This is a genomic window from Prauserella muralis, assembly GCF_003202285.1.
GTDB lineage: Bacteria > Actinomycetota > Actinomycetes > Mycobacteriales > Pseudonocardiaceae > Prauserella_B > Prauserella_B muralis.
The window spans coordinates 43,254-66,045 of record NZ_MASW01000004.1 but is presented as its reverse complement, the minus strand read 5'-3'; the positions used below and the strand labels follow the sequence as shown (position 1 = coordinate 66,045).

Annotated in this window: 21 protein-coding genes; 11 read left to right on the top strand and 10 right to left on the bottom strand. The window is 72.8% G+C overall.

Going from position 1 to position 22,792, the window contains the following annotated elements; all coding sequences use genetic code 11:
- Position 1 precedes the first annotated feature (1 nt).
- Both BAY60_RS20305 and BAY60_RS20300 read left to right on the top strand, forming a co-directional pair.
- Positions 2 to 1,177, top strand: coding sequence for an iron-containing alcohol dehydrogenase family protein (locus BAY60_RS20305; protein WP_112282637.1), 1,176 nt, complete (start codon positions 2 to 4; stop codon positions 1,175 to 1,177).
- A 29-nt stretch (positions 1,178 to 1,206) separates the two neighbouring features.
- Positions 1,207 to 2,703, top strand: a complete 1,497-nt coding sequence (locus BAY60_RS20300; RefSeq protein ID WP_112282709.1) for an NAD-dependent succinate-semialdehyde dehydrogenase — start codon at positions 1,207 to 1,209, stop codon at positions 2,701 to 2,703.
- A 13-nt stretch (positions 2,704 to 2,716) separates the two neighbouring features.
- Here BAY60_RS20300 and BAY60_RS20295 read toward each other — a convergent pair whose 3' ends face one another.
- From BAY60_RS20295 to BAY60_RS20265, 7 genes are all read right to left on the bottom strand, one after another.
- Complete coding sequence (locus tag BAY60_RS20295) at positions 2,717 to 3,619, bottom strand: bile acid:sodium symporter family protein (protein WP_112282636.1); 903 nt, start codon at positions 3,617 to 3,619, stop codon at positions 2,717 to 2,719.
- A 108-nt stretch (positions 3,620 to 3,727) separates the two neighbouring features.
- Entirely contained in the window at positions 3,728 to 4,894 is a 1,167-nt protein-coding gene (locus BAY60_RS20290) for an acyl-CoA dehydrogenase family protein (protein WP_112282635.1), read from the bottom strand.
- Positions 4,891 to 7,614: an amidase family protein gene (locus tag BAY60_RS38000; protein WP_245992712.1), complete on the bottom strand. Its 2,724-nt coding sequence runs from the start codon at positions 7,612 to 7,614 to the stop codon at positions 4,891 to 4,893. Before BAY60_RS38000 ends, BAY60_RS20290 begins: the two co-directional genes overlap by 4 nt.
- A complete protein-coding gene (locus BAY60_RS37995; RefSeq protein WP_170160486.1) occupies positions 7,590 to 8,279 on the bottom strand; it encodes an enoyl-CoA hydratase/isomerase family protein in 690 nt (229 codons plus the stop codon). The genes BAY60_RS38000 and BAY60_RS37995 overlap by 25 nt, the downstream gene beginning before the upstream one ends.
- A complete protein-coding gene (locus tag BAY60_RS20275) occupies positions 8,276 to 9,160 on the bottom strand; it encodes an alpha/beta fold hydrolase (RefSeq protein ID WP_112282633.1) in 885 nt (294 codons plus the stop codon). Before BAY60_RS20275 ends, BAY60_RS37995 begins: the two co-directional genes overlap by 4 nt.
- A gap of 20 nt (positions 9,161 to 9,180) precedes the next feature.
- The gene (locus BAY60_RS20270) at positions 9,181 to 9,807 is read right to left on the bottom strand and encodes an SRPBCC family protein (protein ID WP_112282632.1); all 627 of its coding nucleotides are present in this window, start codon (positions 9,805 to 9,807) and stop codon (positions 9,181 to 9,183) included.
- Between the two features lies 1 nt (position 9,808).
- Complete coding sequence (locus BAY60_RS20265; protein WP_112282631.1) at positions 9,809 to 10,606, bottom strand: SDR family NAD(P)-dependent oxidoreductase; 798 nt, start codon at positions 10,604 to 10,606, stop codon at positions 9,809 to 9,811.
- Between the two features lie 137 nt (positions 10,607 to 10,743).
- On the opposite strand from BAY60_RS20265, the gene BAY60_RS20260 reads away from it, so the two are divergent.
- Genes BAY60_RS20260 through BAY60_RS20240 form a run of 5 tightly spaced genes read left to right on the top strand, consistent with a single transcriptional unit; the run spans position 10,744 to position 17,578 of the window.
- A complete protein-coding gene (locus BAY60_RS20260; protein ID WP_112282630.1) occupies positions 10,744 to 11,637 on the top strand; it encodes an FAD binding domain-containing protein in 894 nt (297 codons plus the stop codon).
- Entirely contained in the window at positions 11,634 to 14,009 is a 2,376-nt protein-coding gene (locus BAY60_RS20255) for a xanthine dehydrogenase family protein molybdopterin-binding subunit (protein ID WP_245992711.1), read from the top strand. Before BAY60_RS20260 ends, BAY60_RS20255 begins: the two co-directional genes overlap by 4 nt.
- Positions 14,006 to 14,503, top strand: a complete 498-nt coding sequence (locus tag BAY60_RS20250) for a (2Fe-2S)-binding protein (RefSeq protein WP_112282629.1) — start codon at positions 14,006 to 14,008, stop codon at positions 14,501 to 14,503. The genes BAY60_RS20255 and BAY60_RS20250 overlap by 4 nt, the downstream gene beginning before the upstream one ends.
- A complete protein-coding gene (locus tag BAY60_RS20245; RefSeq protein WP_112282628.1) occupies positions 14,496 to 16,808 on the top strand; it encodes a xanthine dehydrogenase family protein molybdopterin-binding subunit in 2,313 nt (770 codons plus the stop codon). Before BAY60_RS20250 ends, BAY60_RS20245 begins: the two co-directional genes overlap by 8 nt.
- A 47-nt stretch (positions 16,809 to 16,855) precedes the next feature.
- Positions 16,856 to 17,578, top strand: coding sequence for a GntR family transcriptional regulator (locus BAY60_RS20240; protein ID WP_245992710.1), 723 nt, complete (start codon positions 16,856 to 16,858; stop codon positions 17,576 to 17,578).
- Here BAY60_RS20240 and BAY60_RS20235 read toward each other — a convergent pair.
- A complete protein-coding gene (locus BAY60_RS20235) occupies positions 17,575 to 18,063 on the bottom strand; it encodes a MarR family winged helix-turn-helix transcriptional regulator (protein WP_112282627.1) in 489 nt (162 codons plus the stop codon). The two genes, BAY60_RS20240 and BAY60_RS20235, sit on opposite strands and share 4 nt — an antisense overlap.
- A 66-nt stretch (positions 18,064 to 18,129) precedes the next feature.
- On the opposite strand from BAY60_RS20235, the gene BAY60_RS20230 reads away from it, so the two are divergent.
- The 4 genes from BAY60_RS20230 (at position 18,130) to BAY60_RS38370 (ending at position 20,921) form a co-directional block, all read left to right on the top strand.
- Positions 18,130 to 18,516, top strand: a complete 387-nt coding sequence (locus tag BAY60_RS20230) for a tautomerase family protein (RefSeq protein WP_112282626.1) — start codon at positions 18,130 to 18,132, stop codon at positions 18,514 to 18,516.
- Between the two features lie 133 nt (positions 18,517 to 18,649).
- The gene (locus BAY60_RS20225) at positions 18,650 to 19,213 is read left to right on the top strand and encodes a dihydrofolate reductase family protein (RefSeq protein WP_112282625.1); all 564 of its coding nucleotides are present in this window, start codon (positions 18,650 to 18,652) and stop codon (positions 19,211 to 19,213) included.
- 434 nt (positions 19,214 to 19,647) lie between these two features.
- Positions 19,648 to 20,226 (top strand): DUF222 domain-containing protein, encoded by a 579-nt coding sequence (locus BAY60_RS38375; protein WP_170160485.1) that lies wholly within the window; start codon positions 19,648 to 19,650, stop codon positions 20,224 to 20,226.
- Positions 20,163 to 20,921 carry an HNH endonuclease gene (locus tag BAY60_RS38370; protein WP_281272749.1) on the top strand — a complete coding sequence of 253 codons (759 nt, stop codon included), beginning with the start codon at positions 20,163 to 20,165 and terminating at the stop codon, positions 20,919 to 20,921. The genes BAY60_RS38375 and BAY60_RS38370 overlap by 64 nt, the downstream gene beginning before the upstream one ends.
- Here the strand turns inward: BAY60_RS38370 and BAY60_RS20210 are convergent.
- Both BAY60_RS20210 and BAY60_RS36840 read right to left on the bottom strand, forming a co-directional pair.
- Entirely contained in the window at positions 20,918 to 22,423 is a 1,506-nt protein-coding gene (locus tag BAY60_RS20210; protein ID WP_112282622.1) for a sodium:solute symporter family protein, read from the bottom strand. The two genes, BAY60_RS38370 and BAY60_RS20210, sit on opposite strands and share 4 nt — an antisense overlap.
- Positions 22,424 to 22,427: 4 nt before the next feature.
- On the bottom strand, positions 22,428 to 22,613 hold the full coding sequence (locus tag BAY60_RS36840; protein WP_146771055.1) for a hypothetical protein: 186 nt from the start codon (positions 22,611 to 22,613) through the stop codon (positions 22,428 to 22,430).
- Positions 22,614 to 22,792: the final 179 nt, after the last annotated feature.

The window sequence follows — 22,792 nt, the reverse complement described above, 5'->3', positions numbered from 1 at the left end:
CATGAACGAGTCGTTCGACACGCCGGCGGGGACCGCGTTGCGGATCGAGCCCCACGCCCACATCGACTTCGGGGCCTCGGTGGTGGAGCACCTGCCGGACGCGGTCGACCGCGTCGGGCACCGGCGCGCCTTCGTCGTCACCGACCAGGGCATGCGCGCCACCGGCATCCTCGGCAAGGTGCTGGCGATCCTGGACCGTGCCGGGATCGAGACCGCCTGCTACGAGGGCGTCGAGCCCAACCCGACCACGCGGACCGTGGACGAGGGAGCGGCCGAGGCCCGCCGGTTCGGCGCGGCCGCCGTGGTCGCGGTGGGCGGCGGTTCGGCGCTGGACGCCGCCAAGGGTATCGCCATCGTGGCCGCGAACACGGGTGTCGCCAGGGACTTCGACTACACCGCCGAGCCGCCGTGGCCCGGGCTGCCGGTCATCGCCGTGCCCACCACGGCGGGAACCGGCGCGGAGACCAACGGGTTCGGCGTCCTCGAGGACCCGGCCCGCCGCTGCAAGGTCTACATCGGACATGCCAGCGTGCGGCCCCGGTTCGCGCTGCTGGATCCGGAGCTGACCGTCGGGCTGCCTCCGCGCGCCACCGCGGCGACCGGGATGGACGCCCTGGTGCACGGCATCGAGTCGCTGGCGGCCAAGGGCGCCAACCCCGTGTCGGCGGCCTACGCCACGCAGGCCATCCGCCTGGTCGGCTCCAGCCTGGCCACCGCGGTCGACGACGGCACGGACCTGGAGGCCAGGTCGAGGCTCATCATGGGAGCGCACCTGGCCGGGCTCGCGCTCACCCTGAGCGGACTCGGCCTGGTGCACGGCATCGCGCACAGCGTCACCAACCACACCGGCGCCGTGCACGGCCTCGCGCTCACCTCCGTGCTCGACCGGGTCATGCAGTGGTCCGCCGACGTGGCCGCGGCACCCTACGCGCTGGTGGCGCAGGCGATGGGGCTGCCGGGCTCGGGCAACCCCGACCAGGACGCGGCCGTCGCCATCGGCGCGGTGCGCGACCTCGCCGAGGACGTCGGGGCGCGGCTGCCGCTGCGCGAGCTCGGTGTCGACGCGGGCATGATCCCCGGCATCGCCCGCGGCGCCCTCGACGACATCGTGAGCGTGAACCATCCGAAGGAGTTCAGCGGGCGCGACGTCGAGACCATCCTCACCGCCGCGCTGTGACCGCCGCCCGCACACCCAGGGACACGACCATGCCGACCATCGAGAAGACCACGACGTCCGAGCCCGGCGCCGAGGCGGAACGCCGGGTGCTGGCCAGCGTGCCTGCCGGCGTGTTCGTCGCGGGCGAGTGGCGCGCCCCGGCGTCCGGCCGGACGTTCGAGGTGACCGACCCCGCGACGGAACTGCCGCTGACCGCCGCGGTGGCCGACGGCGGGCCGGGCGACGCGGCGGCCGCGCTCGAGGCCGCCGTCGCCGCCCAGGACGGGTGGGCGGCGACGGCGGCGAGGGAACGTGCCGAGATCCTGCGCCGGGCCTTCGACGCACTCGTCGCCCGCACCGACGACCTGGCGCTGCTGATCACCCTGGAGATGGGCAAGCCGTTGCCGGAGTCCCGCGCCGAGGTCGCCTACGCGGCGGAGTTCCTGCGGTGGTTCTCCGAGCAGGCCGCCCACGTGGGCGGCGGTTACCGGGCCGCACCCGGCGGCGGGCAGCGGCTCATCACCCACCGGCAGCCGGTGGGGCCGAGCCTGCTCATCACGCCGTGGAACTTCCCGCTCGCGATGGGCACCCGCAAGGTCGGGGCCGCGGTCGCGGCGGGGTGCACCATGGTGCTCAAGCCCGCCGAGCTGACCCCGCTGGCGAGCTTCGTGCTGGCCGACGTGCTCGCCGAGGCGGGGCTGCCGCCGGGGGTGCTCAACGTGGTGAGCACCACCGATCCGGCGGCCGTGGTGGCGCCGCTGCTGGCCGACCCGCGGCTGCGGAAGCTGTCGTTCACCGGCTCGACCGACGTGGGCGCGCTGCTGCTGCGGCAGGCGGCGGACAACGTGCTGCGCACCTCGATGGAGCTGGGTGGCAACGCACCGCTGATCGTGTTCGACGACGCCGACCTCGACGCCGCGATCGAGGGCACCCTGCTCGCCAAGATGCGCAACATGGGGCAGTCCTGTGTGGCCGCGAACCGGGTGTTCGTGCACGAGTCGGTGGCCGGGGAGTACGCCGAGCGGCTGACCGCCGGGATGACGGCCCTGCGGGTGGGCCGGGGCACCGAACCGGGAACGGACGTCGGCCCGCTGATCGACGCCCGGCAGCGGAACAAGGTCGGCGCACTGGTGGACGATGCGGTGGCGCACGGTGCCGTGCTGCACGGCGGCGGCCCCCGCGGTGACGTCGGGTTCTTCTACGCCCCGGCGGTGCTGACCGAGGTGCCCGGCACGGCGCGGCTCACCCGGGAGGAGATCTTCGGGCCGGTCGCGGCGGTGAGCACCTTCCGCGAGGAGCAGGAGGTGGTCGCGGCGGCGAACGACACCCGGTACGGCCTCGTCGGCTACGTGTTCACCCGGGACCTCGCCCGCGCCCTGCGCGTCGGGGAGCAGCTCGAGACGGGCATGGTCGGCATCAACCAGGGACTGGTCAGCAACCCTGCCGGCCCGTTCGGCGGCGTCAAGCACTCCGGACTCGGCAGGGAAGGCGGCGACGAGGGCATCGAGGAGTATCTCGAGGTCAAGTACCTCGCGGTGGCGGGCTGACCGGGTCGGGCGCCTACGGCGACTCGGGAACCGCCCTGCCCGCGGTGGCCGCCCGCAGGCTCCGGCGGCGGCCGTAGACCACCACGCCGATGGCGGAGACGTACATGAGCACGCCGTAGACGGCCGAGGGCACCGCCAGCGCCTCGGATCCGATCACGTTGACGGCGATGAGGATGCCGAGGGTGGCGTTCTTGATCCCCAGCTCGATCGCACCCGTGAGACGGCTCTCGAAGGAAAGGCGGGCCAGCCGCACGATCCCGTAGCCGACGGCGAGCCCGCCGAGGTTGAGCAGGATGGCGGCCAGGCCCGCCTGCCGGAGGTAGGTCCAGATGTCGGCGCCGAGCGAGACGGCGATCGCCACGATGAGGACGGCCAGCACCACCCCGCCGAAGAGCGACACCGCCCGTTCGAGCGCGGCGGCACGCCGGGGCCACCGGGCGCGGATCGCCATGCCGATCGCCACCGGGACCAGCACGATCGCGACGAGCAGGGCGATGGTGCGCAGCACGGGCACCTCGATCGAGGCGCCGGACGCGGCGGGTCGCCACCGGAGCGCGAGGTTGGCGGCGATCGGCAGGGTCACGATCGTGATCAGGCTGGCCAGCACGGTCAGCACGATGGACAGCGCGACGTTGCCCCGCGCCAGGTAGGCGATGACGTTCGAGGTCGTTCCGCCGGGGCACGCGGCGATGATGACGAGGCCGACGGCGATCGCGGCCGGAAGCGACAGCAGGTACGCGATCAGGAACGCCACCGCGGGCATCAGCACGATCTGGCCGAGCGTCCCGACGATGATCCCGCGCGGGTCCCTGGCCTCCCTGGCGAAGTCCCTCGAGGTGAGCGTCAGCCCGATGCCGATCATGATGAGGAACAAGGCGACCGGCAGGCCGACCTCGACCAGCGCGTTCTGCTCCACGATGAGCTCCTTCGGTCACGTCGGCCACTCTCGCACCGGTGCGAACCGGCCCCGTCGACGATGATTCTCACGCACGGCCGCCCTGCCGGGTAGCCCCTTGCGGTGCCGTCAGCGGAAGGCGGCCTGCCCGGTGAGCAGCTGCCCGAGCACCAGCGTGTGCATCTCCTCGGTGCCCTCGTAGGTGAGCACCGACTCCAGGTTGGCTGCGTGCCGGATGACCGGATACTCGAGACTGATCCCGTTGGCGCCCAGGATGGTGCGCGCCGTGCGGGCGATGTCGATCGCCGCCCGCACGTTGCTCAGCTTGCCGAAGCTGACCAGCTCCGGGGGCAGCGAGCCCTCGTCCTTGCGGCGGCCGAGGTGCAGGGCGAGCAGCAGGCCCTTGTTGAGCTCCAGCGCCATGCCGACCAGCTTCCGCTGGGTCAGCTGGAAGCCGCCGATGGGCCTGCCGAACTGCACGCGGTCGCGCGCGTAGGCCAGCGCCGACTCGTAGCAGGCCCGCGCGGCGCCGAGCGCGCCCCACAGGATGCCGTAGCGCGCCTCGGTCAGGCACGACAGGGGGCCGCGCAGGCCGGTGACGCCGGGCAGGACCGCGGTGTCCGGAAGCCGGACGTCCTCCAGCACCAGTTCCGCCGTGGCCGACATGCGCAGGGACAGCTTGTGCCCGATCGTCCGCGCGGTGAATCCCGGCGTGCCCGCGGGGACCAGGAACCCGCGGACGCCGTCGTCGGTGCGGGCCCACACCACCGCCACGTCGGCGATGGTGCCGTTGGTGATCCACGCCTTGGTGCCGTTGAGCACCCAGTCCGGGCCGTCCCGGCGCGCGGTGGTGCGCATTCCGCCGGGGTCGGAGCCGTGGTCGGGCTCGGTCAGCCCGAAGCAGCCGACGGCCTCACCGCGGGCCATCGGCGGCAACCAGCGCTGCTTCTGCTCGGGCGAGCCGTACTTCCAGATCGGGAACATCGCCAGCGAGCCCTGCACGGACACGAAGCTGCGCAGCCCGCTGTCGGCGGCCTCCAGCTCCAGGCAGGCCAGCCCGTACGCCACGGCGCTCGTGCCGGCGCAGCCGTAGCCGGTCAGGTGCATTCCGAGCAGTCCGAGCTCGCCGAGCGGCCGCACGAGCCGCTCGGGGAACGTCGCCTCCTCGAACCAGCGGCCCGCGGCGTCGCCGACCTCGTTGGCGACGAACGCGCGGACCGTGTCGGCGATCTGGCGTTCCTCGTCGTCGAGCAGCTCCCGGATGCCGAGCAGGTCCCTCGGGTGTGGTGGCGTCATGCCGCGAGCCCTTCCCGTTGCCGGGCGAGCGCGACCGCCTCGGGCCCGCCTTCGATGACCGTGCCCAGCAGGCACAGCAGCGCCTCCTCGTGCCGGGGGCCGATGAGCTGCGCGCCGACCGGCAGGCCCTCCGCGCTCAGTCCCGCGGGGACGGTCAGGGCCGGATGCCCGGTGACCGATGCGGTCGCCGTGAGCCGGTAGTAGGCCGCCTCGCGGTCGTCCTCCCTGTCGCCGAGCCGCACGGTGCCGGCCTCCAGCGGTGCGGCGGTCACCGCAACGGTCGGTGTCAGCAGCGCGCTGATCTCGCCGAAGGCCGCGTCCAGCTCGTCACGGATCGCGCCTGCCGTGGCGTGGGCTTCGGCGTAGTCCTCCGCGGACACCTGGCTGCCCGCGCGCAGGCGTTGCGCCACGGCCGGACCCAGCCCGCCCTCGCCTGCCTGGTACCGCGCCCACCACTGCCGGGCCGACTCGGCGAGCATGATGGTGTAGCCCGCACGCCGCGCGTGCCGGCAGGCCAGCGGCAGGTCGACCTCCACGATCCGCGTGCCCGCCGCGCGCAGCGCAGCGCAGGCCGCGTCGAGCAGCCGCGCCACCTCCGGGTCGGCCCGGCCCGACCACAACGCGGACGGCAGGCCCACCGTCAGCCCGGCGACCTCCTCCGGCGCGGGCCGGACGGCGCCGCCGAGCAGCTCGTGCGCACGCAGGCAGTCCGCGGCGGTGCGGGCGATCGGCCCGACCGTGTCCATCGACGGCGCGAGCGGTGTGACCCCGCGCGTCGGCACGGAGCCCAGTGTCGGGCGGAGTCCCGCGACGCCGCACAGCGCGGCGGGAATGCGGATCGAGCCTCCGGTGTCGGTGCCCACCGCCAGCGGCACCACACCCGTGGCCACCGCGACCGCGGAGCCGCCGCTGGAGCCGCCCGTGTCGCGCGCGGGGTCCCACGGGTTGCGGCAGCCGGGCGTGACCACGGACCACGCGAGCTCCGGCAGCCGCGTCCGTCCGATGAGGACATGTCCCGCGTCGCGCAGCCGCGACCACACCTCGGCATCCCGGGTGGGCCTGCGGTGGGCGAACCCGGGGGTCCCGTTGCGCACGGTCTGACCGGCGACATCGACGACGTCCTTGACGGCCACCGGGGTGCCCGCCAGCGCCCGCGCACCGGGGCAGAGCTCGGTGAAGGCGCCCAGCCCGGCGATCCGTTCCGCGCGGCGCAGCGCGTGACCGGCGGGCGTGTCGAGTGCGGAGCGGGCGATCTTGCCCATCTGGTTGCGGGGAAGCTCCGGCACCACCAGGACGGCCTTGGGGCACTTGTACGGCGTGAGCAACGCGCGCGTGTGGTCGATGAGCTCCTCGGCGGGCACGGTGTCGCGCAGCACCACCCACGCCGTCACCTGCTCGCCCCAGTGCTCGTGTGGCAGGCCCGCGACGGCGGCCTCCACGACGGCGGGGTGGCGTTCCAGCGCGGCCTCGACCTCGCGGGGGTAGACGTTCATCCCGCCGGTGATGATGAGCTCCTTGCTACGGCCCCGGATCACCAGGTGCCCCGAGTCCTCGTCGATGCGCCCGAGGTCGCCGGTGCGGAACCAGCCGTCCTCGGTGAACGCCTCCGCCGTCGCGGCGGGGTCGTTCCAGTACCCGGCGAACACCTGAGGGCCGCGCAGCTGGATCTCGTCGTTCACCAGGCGCAGCGACACCCCGGGCAGCGGCACGCCGACGGTGTCGGCGCGGGCGGAGCCGTAGGGATGCGACACGTCCAGCCCCGACTCGGTCGTGCCGTACCGGACGAGGGGCAGCCGGCCGAGGCCGGTCGCGAGCCGGTTCGCCAGCTGCTCGCTCAACGGCGCCGAGCCGCACACGCACAGCCGCAGCGCGCCCAGCACCTCGGCGGCACCGGGTGCGCCGAGCAGCCTCTCGTACATCGTCGGCACCGCGAACAGGACCGTCGCCCCGTGGGCGGCCTCGACGATCGCGTCGGGGGAGAAGCGCGAGCGCAGCCGGGCGGTCGATCCCGCGATCAGGCTGGCGTGGACGCCGCCGAGGCCGTGCTGGTGGAACAGGGGCAGCGCGTGCACCAGCGTGTCGTCGGCCGACCACCGCCACGCCGCCATCGCGGCGCGGATCGAGGTCAGCAGCTGCCGGTGGGTCAGCGGCACGCCCTTGGGCTTTCCGGTGGTGCCGGAGGTGTAGGCGAGCAGCGCCACGTCGTCCGGGTCGCGCGGCGCCACCGGCAGGGGCCCTCCCCGGGGCACGTCGTGCACCGCGTGCACCGGCACTCCCGGCGGCGCGGCCCCCGGATCGGCGAACAGGGCCAGCGCCGCCGCCGAGTCGCCGGCCAGCTGCGCCAGTTCCGCACCGGTGGCCGCCGGATTGGCCGGGACCACCACGCCTCCCGCGCGCAGGATCCCGAGATAGCACCGCACGAAGCCGGTCGAGGACGGGCCACGCAGCAGCACCCGGTCCCCAGGCTCGATCCGCTCGGCCAGCCAGCCCCCGATGGCCGCCGCGTCGGCGTCGAGCTCGCCGTGGGTCACCGCGTCCCCGTCCACGGAGACCGCGACCCGGCCGGGGAAACGCCGCGCGCTCGCCTGCGCCAGCAGCGGCAGCGTGGAGTCGCCGAGACCGTCCACGAAGGACCGATCGGCGCCGGGAACGTGCGTGCGCCACGCCGCTTCGCTCCACGCGGCACCCGCGTGGCTCACCGGGGTATCGATCCCGACCACCCCTCCCGGTTCCCGTTGCGCTCGGCGGTGAGCCGGTCGAGCAGCCCGCCCCTGGCGGTGACCGACTTGACCCGGGCGACGGCGTCGGCGTCCGCCGCGGTGACCGTCGCGGCCAGTTCTTCCGCCGCGGCCCATGGCTCGGCGTGCACGGCGTTGACGAGGCCGATCCGCAACGCCTCCGGCGCGTCGACCCAGCGCCCTCCCAGCGTCAGTTCGAGCGCGAGGCCCCGGCCCACGAGGCTGGGCAGCACCCAGGCGCCGACGGCGAGGCCGTGCCCGGGACCGACCCAGCGGAACCGGCAGCCCGGACCGGCCACCCGCAGGTCCGCGGCGGCGGCGAGCTGAGCCCCGCCGCCCACGGCCGGTCCCTCGACCACCGCGATCGTCAGCCCTGGCCTGGTCGTCAGGCGGGTGTAGGTCTCGTAGAGCAGGTCGCTGCACCGGGCGCGCTCGGTGTCGGAGATGCCGAGGTCGGCACCGGCGCAGAAGATCGTGGGGTCCGTGCTGCCCAGCAGCACGGCGGCGGAGGGGTCCTTCTCGAGAGCGTCGAGCAGTGCCGTCACGGTGGCCTCGTCGACGGCGTTGCGGCGGTGCGGCCGGTCCAGCCGCAGGCACAGCAGGCCGTGCCGCGTGCGCTCGGCCGTCAGCGGTGCGCTGCCGGTCACGGCCGGGCGCCCGTCGTCGAGGCGCCGCAGGCCCGCGGGTCGCGCTCGCGCCAGGTGCCGTGGTCGACGGCGGTGCAGAACCGCTCGACCAGCCGGTTGAACAGCTCCGGCTCCTCGAGGTTGGTGACGTGCCCGGACCGGGGGAGCACGGCCAGGCCGCACCGGGGGATGGTGCGCTTGAGCATCAGGTTGGTCTCGAGCACGCCGTCGTCCTCGTCGCCTGCGATCAGCAGGACCGGCGGCGCGCACCGGGCCAGCTCGTCGCGCAGGGCGTACAGCGAGGGCCGCTGCTTCTGCACCCCGCGCATCGTCAGCGCGGCGCCCACCGGGTCGTGCTCGGCGAGGATGCGGACGTGCTCGGCATGGCCGCGCGGGTCCTTCGCCTCGTACTGCACCCTCGCGGGCCCGACCCCGTACCAGCGCGCCATCCCGGCCGAGCCCTCCTGTTCGAAGGCGGCCGCGATCGTCTCGGACTCGGCGCGGAAGGTGTGCTCGGTGTCCGGGTGCGCGCCGTAGCCGCACCCGGCGACGACCGCGCCGCGCACCCGCTCCGGATGCCGCAGCGCGCAGTGCAGGGCACCGAAGCCGCCCATCGAGTTGCCCACCAGGATCGCCTGCTCCACCTGCGCGGCGTCGAGAACCGCGAGGACGTCGGCGACCGCCCGCTCCTGGCTGTAGGACTCGGGCCGCGCCGGGACGTCCGACGGCGGGAAGCCGCGCGCCGCGTACACGAGACAGCGGTGGGTGCGGGAGAAGTGCCGCAGTTGCGGCTCCCACGAGCGGTGGTCGCCCGCGAACTCGTGGAGGAACACGATGGCGGGCCCGGTGCCCGCCTCCTCGTAGTAGAGCCGGACCTCGTCGTCGGTGAGTGCGTACGGCACGGGTCACTCCTGTTCTCGCGTCATCGCCGGCGGCGGGTGCTGTTCAGCCGCCGCGCGCCGAGATAGGCCGCCACCGCGGCCAGTGCGGCCGCCGCGGCGGGTAGGTACCGCGCGCGCACCGCACGCGACGGGTGGCGTTCGTCCCCGGCTGCTTCCGGCAACCCGGCGCCGGCGGCGGCCGGCTCGCCGGCCGCGGGGAAGCCCTGCGCCAGCAGTGTCTCCAGGTTGGCGGCGAAGGCACGCACGGTGTCGTCGGCGGTCTCGGCGAGCACGCCGCGGCCGAGCTGCGCGACCCTGCCGCGGACGTCGAGTTCGGTGTCGATCTCGACGAGGGTGCCCTCCTCGGCCGCGCGGAGCCGGGTGCGCACGAACGCGTCGGCGTCTCCGGCGCCGCGTGACTCGCGCCCCTTCGCCCGGATCGTGAGCCGCAGCCGCTCGCGATCGGCGTCGAGCACGTGCAGGGTGGCCGCGTAGCAGGCGGTGAGCGGCCCCAGCGTGACCGTGACCTCGCCGTCGTACCCGCCGTCCGCCGACCGTGCGGAGATGTGGGCTCCGGGCAGGCACGTCGCGACGCGTTCGACGTCGAGCAACGCGTCGAACACCTCGGCGGGCGGGCGCCGGAGGACGAACGAGTGCGCGAGCCTCACGTCAGCGTTCCATCAGGGCCTTGCGCTGGGCGCCGTCGATCGGCACGTGCGCGCCGTGCACGCTGGCGGCGACGTCGGAGGCGAGGAAGGCGACCAGGGCGGCGACCTCCTCGGGCTGGGTGATGCGGCCCAGCGGGATCGACGCCTCGGCGCGGCGCCGGGCCTCCGCCTGGTCGACGCCCATGTCCCTCGCGAACGCCTTCTCCAGACCGTCCCAGCGGTCGGTGTCCACCGGCCCGGGGTTGACCGTGTTGACGCGGACGCCCTTGGGGCCGTACTGGTCGGCGATCGAGGACGCGAAGTTGAGGTCGGCGGCGTTGGCGGCGCCTGCCGTCATCTCCCAGAAGCTGGGCTTGAGCCCGTCGTTGCCGACGACGAGCACGATGGAGCCGCGGCCACGTTCGACCATGTGCGGCACCACGGCGCGCACCGTCCGGACGTAGCCGAGGAACTTCAGGTTGAGGCTCTGCATCCACTGTTCCTCGGTGAGTTCCTCCAGCAGCCCACCGGGGGAGCTGCCCGCGCAGGTGACCAGCACGTCGATCGGTCCGAGCTCGCGGAGGGTCTCGGCGACGCAGCGTTGCACGTCGGCGTCGCGGCTCATGTCCCCGGCCAGGGGGAGGATCCTGCGGCCGGTCTCGGACTGGATCTCGGTGGCGGTCTTGTCGAGGCCCTCCTGGCCGCGTGCGGTGATGGCGACGTCGCAGCCCTCCTGGGCGAGGCGGAGCGCCACCTGCTTGCCGATTCCCTTGCTCGCGCCGGTGACGAAAGCGACCTGGTCGGTGAGATTGAGGTCCATGTGTGTAGTCCCTTCGCTCGCGGTATATCAAATATCGTCCGCGGAGCCGGTGTCAAGGAAGGGCTTGGCGGGCTCGTGCCCTTTGCGCGGCCTGATTCTTGCGATATGGTATATCAACCACGGAAGGGAAGCCGAGTGTGAAACCAGCACCGTTCGAGTATCACCGGGCCTACACCCCGAAAGAGGTCACCGAGCTGCTGCTCGAACTCGGCGAGGACGCCAAGATCCTCGCCGGTGGACAGTCCCTCGTGCCGATGATGAACTTCCGGCTGGCGCGGCCGACGGCCCTGGTGGACATCAATCCCGTGTCCGGTCTGGACTACATCCGGCGCGACGGCGACGTGCTGCGTGTCGGCGCGCTGACGCGGCACCGGTCGGTCGAGCTCAGCACGGAGCCGGATGTCCACAATGGATTCTCGGTGCTGCCGGGCGCCGCGCGGTGGATCGGCCACTTCCCGATCCGCTCGCGGGGAACGGTGGGCGGCAGCATCGCGCACGCGGACCCCACCGCGGAGTGGTGCCTGCTCGCGCGGTTGTACGACGCGGAGATCGTCGTCCTCGGTGAGCACGGCACGCGCACGGTGCCGAGCGACGAGTGGTTCACCGGATTCCTCACCACGGCGGCGCTGCCGGGTGAGCTCGTGCTCGAGACGCGGTTCCGGCGGCCGCGGCGGCACGGCACGCTGCTGGAGTACGCGCGCCGCCGGGGGGACTTCGCGATCGCGGCGGTGGCCGTCGCCTTCGACATCACCGACAACCGGTGTCACGACGTCAGCATGGTGCTCGGCGGGGTCGCCAACGAGCCGTTGCGCGTGCCGGAGGCCGAGGCGTACCTGGAGGGCGCCGAGCCGGGCGAGCGGGCGTGGGCGGAGGCCGCCCGCCTGGCCGCCGAGGCCGTCACGCCGGGCACCGGACCCGACGACGGTGACCATGGCTACCGCAGGCACCTGGTCGGCACGCTGGCCAGGCGGGCGCTCGCCGAGGCGCAGGCAGGACCGGCAGGACCGCGACCCCGAGGGGGAGCGTCGTGACCGGCGGTCAGGCGGGAGAGCCGCAGGCAGGCCGCTGGGTGGGCACGCCCGTGCCGCGCAGGGAGGATCCGCGGATGCTGCGCGGCGCGGCCACCTTCGTCGAGGACATCCCGCGGCCGCACGCGCACCATCTCGCGTTCGTCCGCAGCCCCGTCGCCGCCGGGCGGATCGCCGGGATCGGCACCGAGGACGCGCGGGCCGTGCCGGGCGTGCTCGCCGTGGTCACCGCGGCGGACCTCGGGCATCCCTCGCTGACCGCGGTGCTGGAGCGCGACGAGTTCGTGCCGACGAGCATGCCGTTGCTGGCGCACGACCGGGTCCGCTATGCCGGTGAGCCGGTGGTCGCGGTCGTGGCCGAGTCACGCTACGTCGCCGAGGACGCGGCCGAGCGCGTGTGGTGCGACATCGAGGAGTGCGATCCGGTCCTGTCCCTCGCCGACGCCGCGAGCACCCCCGTGCATCCCGAGGCGCCGGACGGCGTCCTCGTCGACCTGCAGATGTTCGCCGACGACCTGCTCGACGAGTCGCTCGCCCGCGCGCCGCTGGTGCTGGAGGAGACGTTCCGCAGCGGCCGGGTGACGGCGGCGCCGATGGAGGCGCGCGCCTGCCTCGCCGAATGGCGCGACCGCGACGAGCAACTGGTGCTGCACTGCTCGACACAGGTTCCGCATCAGGTGCGCACCGGGGTGGCGCAGGCGCTCGGCATCGCCGAACGGCAGGTCCGCGTCGTGGCGCCCGACGTCGGCGGCGGCTTCGGCCTCAAGTGCGTCGTCGGGCGCGAGGAGGTGGTCGCCGCCGCCGTCGCGGCCCGGTGGCGCGTGCCGGTGCGCTGGACCGAGGACCGGCAGGAGAACCTCACCGCCGCGTTCCACGGCCACGAGCAGGAGTACCGCGTCCGGGCGGGCTTCGACGCCGAGGGCCGGTTCGTCGGGGTGGACGCGGACATCGTCTGCAGCGTCGGCGCCTACTCGGCGTACCCGTTCAGCTGCGGCGTCGAACCGCTCATGGCGGCCACCGAGCTGCCCGGCGTCTACAAGGTGGGCCGCTACGCCGCGCGGGCCAGGGGCGTCGCCACCAACAAGCCGCCCACGGCGCCCTACCGCGGCGTCTCCCGCCCGCAGATCGTGCTGGTGATGGAACGCCTGCTGGACAAGGCGGCCCGCAGGCTCGGCATCGACCGCGTCGAGATCCGCAGGCGCAACACCATCGCCCCGCACGAGTTCCCCTACACCGGGCCCAACGGCATCACCTACGAACCCGGCTCGTACCTCGAGGCGCTGGAGCGCTGCGTGCGGGAGGTCACCGACGCGGGCTGGTGGGAACGCCGCGCAGGCGGCGACGGGCTGCGCCGGGGGATCGGCCTCGTCAACTTCTCCGAGCGCACCGCCTACGGCACGGCCACGATGGGGCTGCGCAGGATGCAGATGACCCCCGGGTTCGACGTGTCCCATGTGCGCATGGACGCCAGCGGCGACGTCGTCGTCACCAGCGGCACCTGCGGGCACGGCCAGGGCCACGAGACGACGTTCGCGCAGATCGTCGCGGACCGCCTCGGCATCCGCCCCGAGCGGGTCAAGCTGCGCCAGGGCGACACCGACCTCGTGAGCTTCGGGTGGGGCACCTGGGGCAGCCGGTCACTGGTCATCGGCGGCGGCGCCGCGGCGGTCGCGGCGCGCACGCTCGCCGGCCGGCTCAAGGCCATCGCCGGTGAGCTGCTCGAGGTCGGCCCCGGCGACATCGAGCTGGCCGACGGCTACGCCCGGGTGCGTGGCGTGCCCGAGGCGCGCGTGGCGGTCGAGGAGATCGCCGCGACCGTGCACTTCCGCTCGCACACCCTGTCCCGCCACCACGACCAGCTGCTCGAGGCGCGCGGGGCGGCCGATCCTCCCGGGATGTTCTCCAACGCCGCGCACGCCGCGCTCGTGGAGGTGGACCCGGGCACCGGCGACGCGCGGGTCGTCGACTACCTGGTGGTCGAGGACTGCGGGGTCGTCGTCAACCCGACCGTGGTCGACGGCCAGGTTCGCGGAGGTGTGGCCCAGGGCATCGCCGCCGCCCTGTACGAGGAGCTGACGTACTCACCGGAGGGGCAGCCGCTGGCGGGCACGTTCATGGACTACCTCGTTCCCACCGCGAGCGAGATCCCGCCGGTGGCGGTCCACCACCTGCAGACACCGTGCGAGCTCACCGAGACCGGAGCCAAGGGCATGGGCGAGGGAGGCACCATCGGCGCCCCCGCCGCGGTCCTGGCCGCGCTCAACGACGCGCTGCGGGACTGCGAAGCCGACCTCGACCACATCCCGGTCCGCCCTGCCGACATCCTGCGGGTGCTCACGACCGGAACCCGGACAGAGCGGGAGGACACCGCATGAAGGACCAGCACCTGGTCACCCTGACCGTCAACGGCCGCGAGCACGAACTGGTGCTGGAGTCGCGGCGGACGCTCGCGGACACGCTCCGCCAGGAGCTCGGTCTCACCGGGACGCACCTGGGCTGCGAACACGGCATCTGCGGGGCGTGCACGGTGCTGCTCGACGGGGAGCCGGTGCGGGCGTGCCTGGTGTTCGGCGTCCAGGCGGACGGGCGTGAGATCCGCACCGTCGAGGGCCTCGCCGACGGCGACGAGCTCAACGACCTGCAGCAGGCCTTCAGCCGCCACCACGGCCTGCAGTGCGGGTTCTGCACTCCCGGGTTCCTGATGCTCGCCGAGGCCTATCTGGCGGGCGGGGGCTCGGCCGATCCGGGGGAGGTGCGCGAGGTGGTCTCGGCCAACCTCTGCCGCTGCACCGGATACCAGGGCATCGTCGAGGCCGTCACGGAGGTGGCCGCCCGGCGGCGGGAACAGGCAGCGAAGGCCCATGACTGAGCAGATCGGCAGGCGGGTTCCGCGCAAGGAGGACCGCAGGCTGCTGGCCGGGCACGCGCGGTTCGGCGCCGACGTCCAGTTTCCGCGCATGGCCCACGTCCGCGTCGTGCGTTCGCCGGTCGCCCACGGCACCGTCAGCCGGATCGCGACGGAGGCGGCACGGGCGCAGCCCGGGGTGATCGACGTGGTCACGGCCGAGGACCTGCCCGCGGATCTGCGCATCCCGGTGCGGCTGCACGTCGAGGGCACCGACCCGGGAGAGCGGCTGCAGCCGGTGCTGGCGTCGCACACGGTGCGCTACGTGGGCGAGCCGCTCGCCGTGGTCGCCGCCGAGGACGCCTACCTCGCCGAGGACGCCGCCGAGCTCGTGGAGCTCGAGATCGACGAGCTGCCCGCCCGGCTCGACGCCGGGTCCGGGGACGACGAGGTCGTCGCGGACTTCGGCCTCGGCTACGGCGACGTCGAGTCCGCCTTCGCCGGGGCGGCGCACGTGGCGCGGCTGGAGTTCTCGGTGCAGCGCCACAGCGGCGTGCCGCTGGAACCGCGGGCGCTGACGGTCGACTACGTGCCCGCCACCGGCGGCGTCGAGATCTTCGGCGCCACCAAGGTGCCCGGGTTCAACCGCCGGGTGCTCGCCCAGCTGCTCGATGTGGACGAATCCGTCATCCACCTGCACGCGGTGGACGCGGGCGGCGGGTTCGGCGTCCGGGGCGAGTTCTACCCGGAGGACTTCCTCGTCCCGTGGCTCGCCCGCAGGCTCCGCCGCCCGGTGTCCTGGGTGGAGGACCGCGCCGAGCACCTGGTGGCGGTCAACCACTCGCGCCAGCAACGGCATCGCCTGGAGGTCGCCGCGGCCGGGGACGGGACCATCCTCGGGTTGCGCGACGACGTGTGGCACGACAACGGCGCCTACGTGCGCACCCACGGGGTGATCGTCCCGGAGCTGACGCTGTCGATGTTGCCGGGCCCGTACCGCGTCCCCGCGTACTCGGGACGCGTGCGGGTGGCCTTGACGAACAAGACGCCGTGCGGCACCTACCGCGCGCCCGGCCGGTTCGAGGGCACCGCGGCCAGGGAGCAGCTGCTCGACCTGGTTGCCGCCGAGCTGGGGATGGACCGGGTCGAGCTGCGGCGCCGGAACCTGCTGACGCCCGGCGAGCTGCCGCACACGCGCGCGATGCACACACTGGGCACGGAGCTGGTGCTCGACAGCGGGGACTACCCGAGGCTGCTGGACCGCGCACTGGACACAGTGGACGAGCTCGGCTGGCGGGAGCTGGTGGCCCGCGGTCGCGCACAGGGCAGGCTGCTGGGTCTCGGGCTGTCGCTGTTTCTGGAGAAGAGCGGTCTCGGCCCGCACGACACGGCCGACGTCGAGATCACCAGCACCGGCCGGGTGCGCGTGCACTCGGGCGGCACGTCCCTGGGGCAGGGGATCGAGACGGTGCTGGCGCAGATCGTGGCCGACGAGTTCGGGGTCTCGGTCGACCGGGTCGACGTGGTCAACGGCGACACCACGCTGCAGCCCTTCGGCACGGGCTCGTGGGCGAGCCGGTCGACGGTGGTCGCGGGCAGCGCGGTGCGCGGCGCGGGCCGCGCCGTCGCCCTGCGGGTGCGTGAGCTCGGCGCCGAGGTGCTCGAGGCGGCACCGGAGGACGTCGAGCTCGCCGACGGCGTGGTGCGCGTCCGGGGCGCCGCCACGGCGCGGGCACTCGACCTTGCCGAGGTCTGGCTCGCCGCGCAGCCGGGAAGCCCGTGGCTGCGCGACGGCGAGCCCGCCGGGTTGTCCGCGCGGCACCGCTTCGCCGTCGACCGGATGACCTACCCGTACGGGGCCCACGTGTGTGTGGTGGAGGTCGACCCCGGCAGCGGCGGGGTCACGGTGCTGCGGTACCTCGTCGCCTACGAGGTCGGCCGTGCCGTCAACCCGGCGCTGGTGGAGGGGCAGCTGCGTGGGGGAGTGGCGCAGGGTGTCGGCGGCGCGCTGCTGGAGGAGTTCCGCTACGACGAGTCCGGACAGCCGCAGTGCACCACCTTCATGGACTACCTGATGCCGACGGCGTCCGAGGTGCCTGCAGTGGAGATCGTGCTGTGCGAGGACGCGCCCGCGACGACGAACCCGCTGGGTGCCCGCGGGGCGGGGGAAGGTGGCCTGACCGGCGCGGGTGCGGCCGTGGCCAGTGCGGTCAGCGACGCGATCGGACGCCCGGCGATGACCGGGCTGCCGCTGGATCCCGGTTCGGTGCTCGCCGCGCTCGGGACGGTCACTGGTCCGGCTGCGGCGAGCGCAGATGGTATACCATGACGGAACCTGTGGGAGGTGCTTCGCCAGCCGCGAGAGGAGACCGTGTCGTGCGCCCCAATGCCGTCGGCGGAATCTCCGGCATGCAGTATTCCTCCAAGAGCGACATCGTGTGCGCCATGCTCCGTGAGCTGATCATCAGCGGGGAGATCGCCCCGTCGGAGCCGCTGCGGCAACGCGATCTCGCCGCCCGGTTCGGGGTGAGCCAGACCCCGGTGCGGGAGGCGCTGCGCCGCCTGGAGTCCGAGGGTCTCGTGGTGAACGATCCCCATCGCGGCGCCACCGTGCGGGAGTCGCGCAGCGGCGTGGTGGAGGACAACGCGCAGATCCGCGCGGCGCTGGAGTCGCTGGGCGCGCGCCTTGCCGCCCGCGCGATCACCGAGGAGCAGGTGGCGACGTTGCGGCGGCTCAACGAGCAGATCAAGACGCTCGCCGAGGACGACGACGAGCGGTACGCGACTCTCAACCGCGAGTTCCACTTCACGATCTACGAGTCCGCGGCGTCGCCGATGTTGCTGTCGATGATGCGGCTGCTGTGGCAGGCGATGCCCGCGGGTCCCGTCGTCACCCGCAGCCATCGCGAATCCGCGCGCCAGCACGACGAGCTGGTGGATGCCCTCGCGGCCAGGGACGCGGAGCAGGCGGCGGCGATCACGGCGAAGCACATTCTCGGCACCACGCACCTCGAATCGGAGATCGGGCACACCGAGCCCGCCGCCCGCGCTTCCCGTTCCACGCGCGGCCGGAAGAAGGCAGGCGCGGGCCGCGCCTAGCGTGCCCGGAACGCCGAGCCCGGTTCGCCCCGTCGATCGGCTGTCTCGAAGAAGGCGGCCTCGTAGGCGAGCAGGGTGTCGACGACCATCCGTCGCTGAGCGGCCGTCAGCGGTTCGAGGGCGCGACGCCATGCGCACGCACCGGGGGAGAGCCACTGGGAGATGGCCGGGCGGCTCTCGGCGCTGATGTCGACGATGCGCCGGCGCCGATCCGCCTCGTCCTCGCGCCGCTCCAGCACCCCTTTGCGGTTCAGGTCGCTCACGATGAGGCTCACGGTGGTCGGGGCCACGCTCAGCTTCTCGGCCAGCTGGGACACGGTCAGCGGACCGTCGAGCAGCAGCAGCGACAACAGCGACAGGTGTCTCGGGGCCAGGTCGAACGAGCGCAGCTGGTCGGGCAGCGGCAGCCGTTTGAGGCGGCCGACCAGCCGCGGCATCAACAGCAACAGCTCGCGGATGTCGTCCGTGGGATCGGGTGTTGACATGTCTCAACCTCGCCATTACGTTTGATAACAAAGATTCTTTGTTGTCAAACTCATCTTAGGGGTTCCATGCCTCACCTCACCGTTCACGTCCTCGAGAGTGACCTCGCCGGTCGTGAGACCGAGTTGATCGCGGCACTGACCGACGCGGTCGTCGCCGTGTATGGAGAGTGGGCACGCGAGATCGCGGTCGTGCAACTGGTCGGCCTGCCTGCGCACCGATGGGGCATCGGCGGCAGGCCTGCGCTGGCGCCGTCGCCGCGGGTGACGTTCGGCATCAAGGAGGCCGCGTTCAGCCGGCCGGATGCGGACGCGATCGTGGCCGGGCTGGTCTCCGGCGTCACCGACGCGATCGTCGCCGTGTTCGGCGAACGCGTCCGTTCAGGGGTCGACGTCGAACTGGTGGGCACTCCGGCCGGGCGCAGTGGCATCGGCGGCACCGTGGTGACGTCCTAGCCGCACCGGCCTCCTCGCCGGGGTGTCCTGCGTCAGGGGGTCGGCGGGGTTGATCTCGGCGTGGCCTTGCCGATGAGTTTTCTGCGCCATGCTGGTCTGTCCGCTGAGTATCGACTCACGAGAGGCTGACACCATGCGGAAACTGACCTTCGCCATGAACACGAGCCTGGACGGCTACATCGCCGCGCCCGGCGACGACCTCGGCTGGAGCGTGCCGAGCGCCGAGCTGTTCCAGTGGTGGTCGGACCGGGTGGACGCGACGGGCCTGGCACTGTACGGGCGCAGGCTGTGGGAGACGATGAGCTCCCACTGGCCGACCGCCGACCAGCAGCCGGGTGCCACCCCGGCGGAGATCGAGTACGCCCGCCGCTGGCGGGACATGCCGAAGGTGGTGTTCTCCTCGACGATCAGCACGGTCGACGGCAACGCCCGCCTGGTCACCGGTGATGCGGTCACCGAGATCACCAGGCTCAAGGCCGACGACGGCGGCACGATGGACATCGCCGGTGCCACCCTCGCCGGGGCGGCCATGCGGGCCGGGCTGATCGACGAGTACGTGATCGTGACCCATCCGGTTCTGGTGGGCGGTGGCACGCCGTTCTTCACGGCGCTGGACAACTGGGTGAACCTGAGCCTGGCGGAGACCCGGACGTTTCCCGACGGGGTGGTGCTGACCCGGTATTCGACCAGGCGCTGATGCCGGCTCGAGCCTGGTCGGCATCGCAGACAATTCGTCCGCACAGGGATCTCCGCGCGAACCACCGGACCGGCGATCATGCGGTGCTCGAGGCCGGCCGGTCCACTGTGTACCTGGCTGTGGTCGCCTCGACCGCGTCGGCCTTTGGGTGCCGGCCATGCGCCGCTGGCCGGGTCGCCGGCGCGGTGCCGGGTGAGTCGCCGTCCAGGCGACGGCACACGCGCGCCTGTTGCTGTTCGAACATGTGTTCGATACGATCGTGGTGTGTCCAGGTTTGTCGAGTACACGAGCGAGGCGGGAACGCTGTTCCTGCCGCCTGACGCTGCGCGCACGGTGGCGGGGGATGCCCGGCTGCGTGACGGTGCGGTGCTGGCGGCGTTCGCGCGGAACCCGGGCACGGCCAGTGCTGAGGAGTGTGTGGCGGTGCTGGCCGCGTGCGGCGGCGCAGAGCGGCCGCCGATGCCCTCGAGGCGGAGGCCTTGGCGCGGTTGGACGTCGTGCGTGACGGCGACCGGTATGTCGCCGACGAGGTGGCGTTGGAGTTGCGGGTGTCCCGGCAGCAGGCCCGGAGCCGGATCGACCGGGCGAAGGCGCTGCGCCGGCTTCCCGGGGTACTGGGGTTGCTGCGCGAGGGCGTGTTCGAGGGCTGCACCGCCGGCCGGGTCGCCGAGGCGGCCGCGCTGGTCGGCGGCACCGTCGCCGGTGAGATCGACCGGCAGCTGTGCGGGAAGGTGCGCCAGGGCCGGGTCGGCGTCCTCGACCCGGAGCCGGTCGTGCGGGCCGCGCGCCGGCTGGTGGACACACTCGGCACCGCCACCGTCGTGCAGCGGGCGCGGCGGGCCCGGCAGGCCCGCAAGCTCGAGCTGGTCCCCGGCGGGAATGGCATGTCGACGCTGCTGGCCCGGCTGCCGCCGACGTCGCGACCAGCGCCTACTCGAGGGTCGACGCGCTGGCCCGAACCCAGCGCAACACGGGTGATCCCCGCACCCTGGACCAGCTGCGGGCGGACGTGACCGCCGCGTTGCTGCTCGGCCACGACCCGGGCGCGCAGGCTCCCGCCGTGGCGGCGATGGTGTCGCTGCACATGCCGGTCACCACGGCGCTGACCATGACCGAGCACGGCTGCCACCTCGACGGCTACGGCCCGATCCCGGCGGCGATCGCCCGCGAGATGATGAGCAACCCGGCGAGCGTGCTGCGCAAGGTCATCACCGACGAGCAGGGTGTGGTCACCGGCATCGGGGCCCGTGGTCGCCGCCCCAACGCCGCGCTGAGGGAGTTGATCCGCGCCCGCGACCGGGAATGCGTGCACCCGGGTTGCCACCGGCCCGCCACCCGCAGCGACCTCGACCACCACCACGAACACCACCGAGGCGGGCCCACCGAACCCGCGAACCTCGCCGCCCGGTGCGAACACCACCACTATCTGCGTGACCAGCCCGGCTGGACCGTCGAGCTCGTACCCCGCACCCGGCTCAGCATCGTGACCACCCCCACCGGGCGCACCTACCACACACCCGCCGAGACGATCCTCGATCTCACGATCCCCATCCGCCACCCACGCCCGCGAAGTCCACTCTGGACACCCGGCCCATCCGGCAGGCGACCCACCAGCCAGCACCGAGCACACCCCGACCACGTCATCGACACCTTCCTGCGACGACGACGCACCAGCCAACGCACCAGACGACGACCGGCTCGGTGCTAGCTTGCCTGGTCCGGCTGGGACACGCCGGTCTCCTGCTCATGGCGGGGGCGCGTCTTCGTGATGCGCAGGAACTGCTCGGCCTTCTCGCGGGGCGCCGTCGTGACCAGGCTGACGCCGACGAACAGGCCCAGCGACACCAGCAGGGCCCACACGCCGGTGCCCTGTCCGAGCCACGTCGTCGACGTGGCCTCCAGGTAGATGACGACCGCGCCGCCGGCGAGGACGCTGGTGAGCGCGCCCGCCGCGGTGCCGCGCCGCCAGAAGAACGACCCGACGATGGCCGGCACCATGACCAGCAGGCCCGCCGAAGCCGCCACCGACAGGATCGCGATCAGGTCGAGCTGCAGCTGCGCGAACAGATAGGCCAGCACGGCGATGACCGGGATGACGAGCTTGCCGAGTGCCAGCTGCCGGGTGTCGCTCGGGGTCGTCCTCCCCGCGGTGGCGTAGACGTCCCGGGTGATCATCGACGACAGCGTCAGCAGGATCGAGTCGATGGTGGACACGGCGGCCGCGACGATGCCGATCATCACGAGCAGCCCGAACACCGTGGGCACCAGCCCGGACGACAGCAGCGTCGGCGTGGCCAGGTCGCCGGTCTGCAGACCGGGAAAGCGGATGGCCGCCGCGAAACCCCACAGGATGGCGACCAGCGTGTAGATGAAGCCGAACACCATGAAGCCCAGCAGCATCCGCCGCAGGTCCCGCATCGAGCGCGGAGTGAACAGCCGCTGGCTCACCTGCGGGTTGGAGATGCTGAAGAACACCCACGGCAGGGTCAGCCCGAGGAACGTGCTGAACGTGAAGAACCCGGTGCCGGGCACGCTGAGCATCCCCGGGTGGTCCCGCTGGAGCGTGCCGAAGAACGCCCCGAACCCGCCGAGCCGGTTGACGACGATGAGCACCACGGCCGTCGCGGTGATGACCATGACGATCGCCTGCAACGAGTCGGTCCAGGCCACGGAGCGCAGTCCCGCCGCGAGGGAGAACACGATGGCGAGCACGGTCGCCAGGATCGCGCCCGAGGTGAACGTGATCGCGCCGCCGGTCATGCCCTGCAGGAGGTAGCCGACTCCGGCCAGTTGCACGGCAGCGTAGGGAATGAGGAACAGGCAGCTCGCGAGTGCGGTCACGACGGCGAGCGCCTTGCTCTCGTAGCGGCCGCCGAGCATCTCGGACGGGGTGATGTAGCCGAACGTCTTGCCCGCGCGCCAGAACCGCGGCCCGAAGACGAGCACCAGCGTCACGCCGCACAGGTAGATCAGTTCGAAGCCGAGTGCGCCGACACCGCCCTGGTAGGCCAGGCCCGCCAGGCCGATCAGCATGAAGGCGCTGTAGGTGGTCGCACTGTAGCTCATCGCGGACACCCAGCCGCCCATGTTGCGGCTGCCGAGGAAGTAGCCCGACATGCTCTTGTGCCCGCCGCGGCGCGAAAGGTACGCGGTCACGCTGGCGAACACGACGTAGATCGCGATGCCCCACCAGATCGTCGCTGCGCTCATGGTCTCACTCCTCCCACGAGGAGCTGACGACCGCGTTGATCCCGATCACGATCGCCGTGGACACCAGCCAGAACAGCATGCTTCCGTACCAGGCGTCCACGTCCCGGAGCAGGGTGTACGGAACCAGGAAGTTCAGCAGCACGATTATCAGTACCGTCGCCAGCAGCCATCGAGCTCGCCGATTCTCCATGTCTGTCGCCTCTTCTCGGGACGGCGTTGTATATCAAATTTCATCAATCACACCCGACATCTCGGTCACAGTCAAGAGCGGTGAGCGCAGAGGCGTGACCCGCTCACACAGCGCACACAGGGTCTGGGACCAGTCCGGCCAGCACGGACACGCCGATCAGGCACCCCGCCCGAGGACTG